Source organism: Thermus thermamylovorans, from assembly GCF_004307015.1.
Taxonomy (GTDB): Bacteria; Deinococcota; Deinococci; order Deinococcales; family Thermaceae; genus Thermus; species Thermus thermamylovorans.
The window spans coordinates 17284-26295 of the sequence record NZ_SIJL01000005.1; the positions used below are offsets into that span (position 1 = coordinate 17284).

At 68.8% G+C, this 9012-nt stretch carries 10 protein-coding genes and 1 tRNA gene; 4 read left to right on the top strand and 7 right to left on the bottom strand.

Features of this window, described 5'->3' with window-relative positions:
- Positions 1–5: 5 nt before the first annotated feature.
- The 4 genes from ETP66_RS04865 to ETP66_RS04880 are packed head-to-tail and all read right to left on the bottom strand — an operon-like array spanning position 6 to position 5177.
- The gene (locus tag ETP66_RS04865) at positions 6–530 is read right to left on the bottom strand and encodes a DUF3341 domain-containing protein (RefSeq protein WP_130841166.1); all 525 of its coding nucleotides are present in this window, start codon (positions 528–530) and stop codon (positions 6–8) included.
- A 9-nt stretch (positions 531–539) separates the two neighbouring features.
- Complete coding sequence (gene nrfD / locus ETP66_RS04870) at positions 540–1892, bottom strand: NrfD/PsrC family molybdoenzyme membrane anchor subunit (RefSeq protein WP_130841168.1); 1353 nt, start codon at positions 1890–1892, stop codon at positions 540–542.
- Positions 1882–4524, bottom strand: a complete 2643-nt coding sequence (locus tag ETP66_RS04875) for a 4Fe-4S dicluster domain-containing protein (RefSeq protein WP_130841170.1) — start codon at positions 4522–4524, stop codon at positions 1882–1884. The genes nrfD and ETP66_RS04875 overlap by 11 nt, the downstream gene beginning before the upstream one ends.
- 14 nt (positions 4525–4538) lie before the next feature.
- Positions 4539–5177, bottom strand: coding sequence for a cytochrome c3 family protein (locus ETP66_RS04880; RefSeq protein ID WP_130841172.1), 639 nt, complete (start codon positions 5175–5177; stop codon positions 4539–4541).
- 228 nt (positions 5178–5405) lie between these two features.
- Here ETP66_RS04880 and ETP66_RS04885 point away from each other — a divergent pair.
- A tRNA-Leu gene (locus tag ETP66_RS04885) sits at positions 5406–5492 on the top strand.
- Positions 5493–5522: 30 nt separating this feature from the next.
- Positions 5523–5960, top strand: coding sequence for a tRNA (adenosine(37)-N6)-threonylcarbamoyltransferase complex ATPase subunit type 1 TsaE (gene tsaE / locus ETP66_RS04890; protein ID WP_130841174.1), 438 nt, complete (start codon positions 5523–5525; stop codon positions 5958–5960).
- On the opposite strand, the gene ETP66_RS04895 is transcribed toward tsaE, so the two are convergent.
- Genes ETP66_RS04895 through ETP66_RS04905 form a run of 3 tightly spaced genes read right to left on the bottom strand, consistent with a single transcriptional unit; the run spans position 5922 to position 7681 of the window.
- Complete coding sequence (locus ETP66_RS04895; protein WP_130841176.1) at positions 5922–6407, bottom strand: TlpA family protein disulfide reductase; 486 nt, start codon at positions 6405–6407, stop codon at positions 5922–5924. The genes tsaE and ETP66_RS04895 overlap by 39 nt on opposite strands.
- Positions 6408–6450: 43 nt before the next feature.
- Positions 6451–6951, bottom strand: coding sequence for a metal-binding protein (locus ETP66_RS04900; RefSeq protein ID WP_130841178.1), 501 nt, complete (start codon positions 6949–6951; stop codon positions 6451–6453).
- Between the two features lie 16 nt (positions 6952–6967).
- The gene (locus tag ETP66_RS04905) at positions 6968–7681 is read right to left on the bottom strand and encodes a type 1 glutamine amidotransferase family protein (protein WP_130841180.1); all 714 of its coding nucleotides are present in this window, start codon (positions 7679–7681) and stop codon (positions 6968–6970) included.
- A gap of 82 nt (positions 7682–7763) precedes the next feature.
- Here ETP66_RS04905 and ETP66_RS04910 point away from each other — a divergent pair, with 82 nt between their 5' ends.
- Both ETP66_RS04910 and ETP66_RS04915 read left to right on the top strand, forming a co-directional pair.
- Complete coding sequence (locus tag ETP66_RS04910) at positions 7764–8324, top strand: TetR/AcrR family transcriptional regulator (RefSeq protein ID WP_130841469.1); 561 nt, start codon at positions 7764–7766, stop codon at positions 8322–8324.
- Positions 8321–8815 carry a CarD family transcriptional regulator gene (locus tag ETP66_RS04915; protein WP_130841182.1) on the top strand — a complete coding sequence of 165 codons (495 nt, stop codon included), beginning with the start codon at positions 8321–8323 and terminating at the stop codon, positions 8813–8815. The genes ETP66_RS04910 and ETP66_RS04915 overlap by 4 nt, the downstream gene beginning before the upstream one ends.
- Positions 8816–9012 lie beyond the last annotated feature (197 nt).

Consider the following 9012-nt stretch of genomic DNA (forward strand, 5'->3'; position numbering starts at 1 on the left):
AGAACCTAACCACCCCCCACCTCCTCCACCTGGGCGCCGAGGCTTTCCAGAAGGCTGCGGGTGGCCGTGGGGTGGAACCGGGGGTCGGTGACGTAGACGAAGATCCCATACCGGTCCACCAGCACCCCGGGATATCCCCGGGCGAGCACCGCGGGGTGCGCCGCCCGCGGGAGGCCGGTCATGTAGAGCAAAAGCAGGAAAATCCCCAGGGCGATGGTGAGGATGGTGATCTCAAAGGTCACGGGGATGAAGGCAGGCCAGCCCAAAAGAGGCTTACCCCCGGCGTTTATGGGGTAGTCCAAAGAGGTGTAGATCTGGAGAAAGAGACCCAGGCCTAGGCCCAAAACCCCGAAGGCGAAGGCTGCCCAGGGGATGGCCTCGTCCCGCCTCTGCCCCAGGGCCTCCTCCAGGCCCTCCAAGGGGCCTGGGGCCAGGGCCTCGAACTGGCGGTAGCCCTCTTCCCTTAGGACCCGCAAGGCGGAAAGCAGCCTCTCGGGAGCGTCAAAATAGGCCATGATCCCGTACAGCATGCCGCCCTCCTAGTGCTTCCGCAGCTTGTGGAACAGGTGGACCATCTCCGCCACGGCGATGGGCGGGAAGAGGCGGATGAACAGGGCCAAGCCCAGGAGGAAGAAGCCCAGGGTGCCGAGGAAGAGGGTCCAGTCCACCCAGGTGGGGAAGTAGAGGTTGAAGCTCCCGGGGACGAAGTCGTGGGAGAGGCTGATCACCACGATGACGAAGCGCTCCAGCCACATGCCCACGTTGGCCAGAATGGAGAAGATAAAGAGCCAGGCGATGTTCCGGCGGAAGCGGGGAAACCACAGGGTCTGGAGAAGCCCCACGTTGATGAGCATCATGGCCCAGTAGTAAGGGGCGTAGGGTCCCGTCATGCGCCAAAGCTGCTGGGCCCACTCGTGGGGCTCGGCGGAGTACCACATGACGAAGATCTCCAGGAGGTAGATGTAAGCCACCCCCAGGCCCGAGGCCAGGGTGATCTTGGCCATCCAGTCCAGGTGCCGTTCCGTGATCACCCCCTCCAGGCGGTACCACTTCCGCAGAGGGATGACCAGGGTGAGGGCCATGGCGAAACCCGAGTAGATGGCCCCGGCGGCGAAGAAGGGAGGGAAGATGGTCACGTGCCAGCCCGGCACCAAGGCGTAGGCGAAGTCCATGCTCACCACCGAGTGCACGGAGATGACCACCGGGGTGGCGAGGCCCGCCAGGAGCACATACACTGCCCGGTAGCGCTGCCAGTGGAGGGCGCTTCCCGTCCAGCCCAAGGAGAGCCAACCGTAGAACTTCCGGCGCCAGCCCCGGCTCCTTTCCCGCAGGAGCGCCAGGTCGGGGATCAAACCCAGGTAGAGGAAGAGGGTAGATATGGTGATGTAGGTCATAATGGCCAGCACGTCCCAGGAGAGGGGGCTCTTGTACTGGGGCCAGAGGGCCATATGGGTGGGGTAGGGCATGACCCAGTAGAAGTGCTGGGGTCGGCCCATGTGGATCAGGGGGAAGGTAGCCGCAGCCAGGATGGCGAAGAAGGTCATGGCCTCGGTGACCCGGTTCAGGGAGTCCCGCCAGTTCTGGCGCATGAGGACCAGGATGGCGCTGATCAGGGTCCCCGCGTGGCCGATGCCGATCCACCAGACGAAGTGGACGACGTCCAGCCCCCAGGCCACGGGCTGGTTGATGCCCCAGGTGCCGAGGCCCCGGACGAAGGTGACGAAGATGGCGTAGAGCCAGGCCAAGGTGAGGGCCGCCCCCACAGCCGCCACCAACCTCCAGGGCCGAGGCGGGGGCTTTTCCACAGGCTCCAGGAGCTTCTCCACCAAGGACTTTTCCGTCCAGTCCCCCTGGATGAGGTCGCGGTCGGGATGGGGCTCCTTATGCGCCATGGTCGTCCTCCTTCTTAGGCTCCTTAAGCCGGGGGTTGGGGTTCTTCAAGTGGGCCAGGTAGGTGGTGCGGGGCCAGGTGTTGGCCTCGGGCAGGAGGGTGTAGTGCCGCCCCTCCTGCCGGTGGGCCTGGATAGGGTCCTCGGGGTCCAGGAGGTCCCCGAAGTGGATGGCCTTGCCGGGGCAGACCTCCTGGCAGGCGGTCACCACCTCCCCGGTGCGGATCTTGCGCCCCTCCTGGGCGGCCTGGGCCCGGGTGAGCTCGATGCGCTGCACACAGTAGGTGCACTTCTCCATCACCCCCCGGCTCCTGACCGTCACCTCGGGGTTCATGAGGAGGGAGAGGGGGCTTTCCTTAGCCCTTCTGGGGTCCCCCTTGCCCACGAAGGCCTCCGCATAGGGAAAGAAGTTAAAGCGCCTCGCCTTGTAGGGGCAGTTGGCGGAGCAGTACTTGGTGCCCACGCAGCGGTTGTAGACCATGAGGTTCAACCCCTCGTCGGAGTGCCCCGTGGCTGCCACCGGGCATACCGCTTCGCAAGGGGCCTTCTCGCAGTGCTGGCACATCACCGGCTGGTGGAGCACCCCCTCCTCGGCGAAATAGCGGTCCACGCGGATCCAGTGCATCTCCCGGCCCTTCCTGACCTCCTCCTTGCCCACGGCGGGGATGTTGTTCTCCACCTGGCAGGCGAGGATGCAAAGGCCGCACCCCAGGCAGCGGCTCAGGTCCACGGTCATGGCCCAGGCGTGCTCCCCCACCGGCCAGGGAGGATAGAAGGAAAGGCGCTTTTCCTCCTTGGGCTCCTTTTCCGCCGCCTCGGCCTCGGTGAGGACCCGGACGGTCTCCACCGCTCCCAGGTAGCCGTGGTACTGGGTGGAGACCAAGGGGTAGTCCCGGCCCGTGGGGATGAGCTCCGCGGGGAAGGCTACCCCCTCGGGGTGGAAGAGGTGGGAGAGGGGGGCCACCAGGCTGCCCCGGGGAAGGCCGTGAAGGGGCCAGAGGGGGAGAAGGGCCTCCTTTCCCCCCGCCCGCACCCGGAGGAGGGGCCGCCTGGGGTCGGCCCGCCGCTCCCGGGCCCGGACCTCCCCCAGGTAGCCCAGGGCCTCCGCCTCCTCCTCCCCCAGGAGGAGGGCCCCGTCCCAGACCAAGCGGCTCAGGGGCCGGGGGAGCTCCTGTAGGTAGGGGTTTTCCCGGTAGCGGCCGTCGAAGAGGCTGGCGTCAGGGCGCAGGGTGAGCTCCAGGGGGGCCTCCTCCCGCAAGGGGGGGAGGCGGCCCTCCAGGCCAGGGAGGAGGGCCACCGGCGCTTCCCTGGCCTCCTCCAGGGGCCTGCCCTCGGCCAGGGCCTGCCGCTCCTCGGGGGAAAGAGCGGGGGGCTCCTCCCCCAAAAGCCCCGCGAGCACCTCCTCCAGGCCCTTACCTCCCCAGAGGGGCTTGAGGAGGGCCTGAGCGGGCCAAAGCCTTCCTCGGGCGTCCCGGTGTTGGCCGCCCGCCTCCAGGGGATGGGCCAGGGGCAAGCTCCAAGGAACCTCCCTGGGGTAGAGGGAGAGGAGGGCGGCGAAGGCCTTGCCCTGGAAGGAGGGCAGGGGGCCCTCCGCCGCCCAGACCAGCCGCTCCGCCCCCTCCGCCTCCAGGAAGGCCCGGGGAGTGGCGACCTGGGCCTCGAGGGGCTCGACGTAGCGCACCGGGGCGCCCAGGGCCAGGTTCACCGCCAGGGCCAGGGCCTGGGCCCCGGGGGAAAGGTGGAGGCCGGGGAGAACCAGACCGCCCCGGCGGAGGTCGTCCGCCAGGGCGGGGAGGAAGCCCCCGTAGTCAGAGGCCGGGGTCCCCGGGACCACCCCCAGGACCTGCGCCAGGGCCAGGAGAAAGGCCTCCAGTCCGCTCGGCTTCAGGGCCAGGCGATGGTCGGCCATAGCCCCAAGGAGGGTAGGGGCGCTCTCCACCGCGTAAATGCGGTTCATGGGGGGCAGGCGCTTGCTGCTCAAAGCAGCCCACCAAAGGTAGCCCGCCGGGTGCTCGTGGAGGTCCACATCCAGGAGGAGGACGGCCTCCGCCCGCTCCGGGGCGTACACGGGCCAGGCCCTCCGGCCGAAGGCCAGTTCAGCACCACGGTAAACGTTTTCCAGGCTCCAGGCCTCGAAGTGGGCCACCCGCAGGTTGGGGTAGCGTTCCTGAGCTCTCTCTAGGAGCCCCTCCAGGCGAGGTGAGGTGATGCGGGGTAGGACCAGGAGGGTCTCCCCCTCGGCCAAGGCCTGGTGCCAGGCGGCGTAAAACCCCCCCCAGTCCGGCTCCCTACCCCTGCGGGCCGGGTCGTAGAGGGTATAGAGGCCCGCCAAGGGATAAGGGGCCATGGCCCCCTCCAGAGGGGAGAGGAAAAGGGGGCGTTCCTGATAGGTCCTCACCCGCACCACCTCGGCCAAGCCCGCGTGGGGAATGGCGGTGACGAACTCCGCCCGACCCCCCTTCACCGCCCGCTCCGGCTGGCGCACGTAAGGCACCCCCTGGCGCCGCACCAGCGGGGTGCAGGCGGCGAGGGCCCAAAGGCCCATGGCCAAAATCCCCCTGCGGCTTACGGGGCCGAAGGGGAACTCCTCTCGGAAAAGCTCCTTTTCCAGGGCATCCTCAGGACCGCGTCGCATCTCCATCCTCCCCTCTAGCGGTGGCAGGTGTTGCAGCCGATCAGGGCCTCGGGCGCGCGCACCTGGTAGGCCTCCACCAGCCTTTGCCCCAGCTCGGGATCGGGGACGTAGGCCATGTTGAAGACCTGCTCCCGGGGCCTGAGGTAGGGTTCCGGGTTGCGGTGGCAGTCCAGGCAAAACTTCATGGTGAAGGCCTGGGGCTGGAAGGTGATGGACATCTGGTCCACCCGGCCGTGGCACTCCGCACACCCCACCCCCTTGGCCACGTGGGCCCCGTGGTGGAAATAGACGAAATCCGGCAGGTTGATGACCCGGTTCCAGCGCAAGGGCTCCCCCGTTTCCCAGCTCTCCCGCACCGGCGCCAGGTTGGGGCTGTCCGGGCGGATGAAGGCGTGGCAACTCATGCAGGTCTCCGTAGGGGGAAGGCCCGCGTAGGGGGCGTGCTCCGCGGCGGCGTGGCAGTAGCGACAGGAGATGCCCAAGCCCCCCGCGTGAAAGGCGTGGTTGAAGGGCACGGGCTGCGGGGGCGGGGGCAGGGTGCGCTGTTCAAAAGCCCCCACCGCCACCCCGGAGAAGACCACCAAAAGGAGAGCAAGTACCCCCAAGACGGCTCCCCAAAACAGGGATCGCACCCAACGGTTCCGCCTCCTCATGCCACCTCCTTGTCCCCGGGGGCCGAGGCTTGCGGACAGGGAACCGGTGGGTCGGCGGAGGTCTTAGGGGGGCTTCCCAAGCTAACCGGCCATGCCCGCGCCTACCCCTTAGCCAGGGCGTTTCATGGGTACACTACCGGAAGAGCCAAGGGACAAATGTCCCAAAGCGGGCGGCCTTGACAGGGAAGGGGGTTCTGCTAAACTAAGCTCTGCGCGCGGGGCGCGCCTGCCGGGATGGTGGAACTGGTAGACACGCCATCTTGAGGGGGTGGTGCCCGCAAGGGCGTGCGGGTTCAAGTCCCGCTCCCGGCACCAAAGGAGGCCCGTCTGGGCCTTCTTCCCTTTATGCGGCTGCTCTTAGCGCGCACCCTAGGGGATCTGGAAGACACCCGGGCCCTGGCCCGGGAGGTCCTGTCCCTTTTGCCCCTGGGGGCGAGGGTGGCCCTCCAGGGCCCCTTGGGGGCAGGCAAGACCACCTTCGTCCGCTTCCTGGCGGAGGCCCTGGGCTTCCGGGGGCGGGTGACGAGCCCCAGCTACACCCTGATCCACACCTACCCTACCCCGGAAGGTCCCCTGGTGCACGCCGACCTCTACCGCCTGCAGGACCCCAAAGCTCTCCTGCCCCAGCTCTTCGCCGCCCAGGAAGAGGCCCGGCTCCTCCTGGTGGAATGGGGGGACCCGGAGACCCTGGAGGCCAGCTTCCTCCTGCGCCTCATCCCCCAAGGGGAGGCGCGGCGGGCGGAGCTATGGCAGGTCGGCCCCGGCCAGGAGGAGGGCGTCTAGGAGAGCCTCCCGTCCGGCCCGGCCCGCGAAGAGGGCCACCACTTTGCCCTCGGCGTCCACCACGAAGGTCCAGGGGTGGCCTAGGACCCGGAAGCGGGCGGCCACCTGCTGGGGCCGGTCCCGGTCGGAAGCCAGGAGGGGCAGGAAGCGGGGGTAGGCGCGCATGTAGTCTAGGACCACCTCCCGCGTGTCCCGGGGCTCGGCGCTGATCACGTAAAAGGGGATCCCCGTTTCCTCGGCAATGCGGTGCAGCCCAGGAAACTCCTCCCGGCACACAGGGCACCAGCTGGCCCAGAAAACGATGACCGCGGGCTTGCGCATGGAGGCCGCGGTCACGGTGCGGCCCTGGGGGTCCAGGAGGGCGAAGTCGGGGATGGCCTGCCCGGGTTGGAGGGCAAAGGCCAGGCCCAACAGGAGGACCAGGGGCAGGAGGCTCCATTTGCCCATGGCTCCATTTTCTACCCTGCCGGGGAGGGGTATGTAAACCCCCTCACCTTGGCCGCTTAAGCCGCTTCAGATCGTGGTCGGGCCAGAGGCCGTCAGCCGCCAGGTGGAGCCACTGGGAGAGGTAGTAGCCCAGGAGGGCGAAGCCCCAGACCTCGGGGGGCCACGGGGGGAGGCGAAGGGAGAAGGGCATCCCCAGGTGGGCCGCCACCCCTTGGGCCAGGAAGAGGAGCCCCCCGAGGAGGACCGCCAGGTAGCCCAGCCGGGTGAGGGGACCCAGCACCCAGGTGTGGGAGAGCCCCCGGTGGCGGAAAAGCCAGCCGTAGGGCCGCCAGAGGAGGCCCAAAAGACCCCAGCGGCGCTGGGCCCGTACCCCCCTCTCCGAAAGGTCCAGGTCAGGGGAAAGGAGAAACGTCCCCCCCAGGTAGGCCAGGGCGAAGGCCAGGGCCCGGGGCTCCTCCGGCGAGCCCCCATAGGCCAGGTAGGCCGCCGCCGCCCCTCCCAAGGCCGTCAGGTTGATGGCCTCGTGTACCCGCCCCGAGGGCATACTCCCATGGTATGCCCTAAAGGGCCGGCAGGGGAAAGCGCTCTCCAGCCGAGAGAACGTCCACCTTGAGCCCCTTCACCCCCCGGCCGGTCAACTCGGCGCCGCCGGCGTCCACCAGGGTGACCTCCCCGGCCCACACCTCCCCCAGGCCCCGGAGGAGGCGGAGGGCGGTGTTCTCCAAAAGACCCAGGCCCACCAGGTCGGGGTTGTCCGCCACCAGGCGGGAGAGGGCCCAAAAGCGCCCCCGCTCCTCCACCCGGGGCAAAAGGGCCAGCCCCCGGAGGAGGGCGAGGCCCAAGGCGGCCCGCACCTCCCCCTCCAGGGAGTAGAAGGCGGCCTCCCCCAAAAGGCCCGCCGCCTCCCCCAAAGCCACCACCCCACCCCCCTGGCGGTGGACTTCCAGGAGGGCTTGGAGCACCAGGCTGCCCCGGATGAGGTCCAAAAACTCTCGCAGGCCCTCGGCAGCCAGAAGGACCAGGGGGCTTCCCACCACGGCCTGGGCCACCCCCGGGTCAAAGGCCTCCTCCCGCCGCCTGAGGTAGAGCACCCGGCCCCGCCTTAGGCCCAGGCTGCGGTAGGCCAGCCGCCAGGCTTCCGCCAGGTCCCTGAGGGGGTAGGGCACCAGAAAGAGGGCCTCTCCCCGCGCCTCCTCCAGGAGCCTGGCCTCCACCGGGCGCAAGGCCCCCCGCAGGGGGTCGGCGGTGAGCAAGGCGAAAAAGCCCTGGCGCATACCCTACCTCCTATGCCCTTAGGGTAGCGCGCTCCTCATGAAAGGAAAAGGGCGGTGTGGTAAAGTTAAAGGCGTGGCCGCGATGGTATCCCCCCCGGGGGCGCTCGCCAAGGACAAGAAAAGGGCCATCCTCGAGGCCACCCTGGCGATCCTTCGGGAGGAGGGGCTTTCCGGGCTCAAGATGGAGGAGGTGGCCCGGCGGGCAGAGGTGGGCAAGGGCACCATCTACCTGTACTTCCGCGACAAGAAGGACCTTCTGAAGTGCCTGGTGGAGGAAAGGACTTGGGCCTTCTACCGGGAGGTGGAGGGGATCGTGCGCCTGCGGGCGCCTTTTTTTACGCGCTTGGAAGCCCTCCTGCAAAAACGCCTGGCCTGGATCGCGGAATGGCGGGGCCTCTGGGCGGCCGTGGCCCGGGAAGCCGCGGACGACCCCCTGCCCTGGCTCCAGGGGCTGCACCAGCACTACCTGGACCTGTTGGAGGAACTCATCCAAAGCGGCCAGGCCGAAGGGGCCGTGCGTCCCGGGCTTCACCCCCGGGCCACGGCCCACGTGATCGCGGCTTTGGGCTGTACCCCCCAGCTGGAGGTGGAAGCCTACTTGGAGCACCTGATGGAGGTGCTCCGGAAAGGAGTCGCGCCGTGAAAGAGTTCCGTCCCGGCGACAAGGTGGTCTTGCCCCCCTACGGGGTCGGCGTGGTGGCGGGCATCGCCCAGCGCAGCGTGAGCGGCATTAGCCGGGCCTACTACCAGGTAGACTTCCCCGGCTCCCGCTCCAAGGCCTACGTCCCCGTGGAAGCTCCCCAGAGCGTGGGCATGCGCAAAGCCCTGGCCCCGGAGGAGGTGCCCGTCATCCTGGACCTCCTGAAGAATGGGCGCATGCCCCTCCCCAAGCAGTGGGCCGCCCGGCACCGCAAGACCAGCGAGATCCTGGCGGACGGAAACCCCTACCGTATCGCCCAGATGGCGGGACAGCTCAGGGCCTGGGAACTGGAGCGGGGCCTGCCCGACCTGGACCGGCAGGCCCTGAGGCGGGCCCTCTACCTCCTGGCCGAGGAGGTCTCCCAGACCCTGGAGATCACGGCGCAGGAGGCCAGGCGCCTCTTCGAGGAAGCCTGGGGGGAGGAACTGAACTGAGGGCTCTAGGAAGCCTTCCCCACCGCCAGGGATGCAAGGCCAGGGCAGGCCTTCCGGGGGAGCCGGGCCTGCCTGCCGGGAACCTCCCCCCGAGGCGGCCGGGATGGGGCGGCGTCGCTGGGGCCTCTGGCCTAAGTGCCCCACCGTGGCCTAGGCCACGGCGGGAGCCCCCACAAGGCCACGGGTACGCCTCTTCC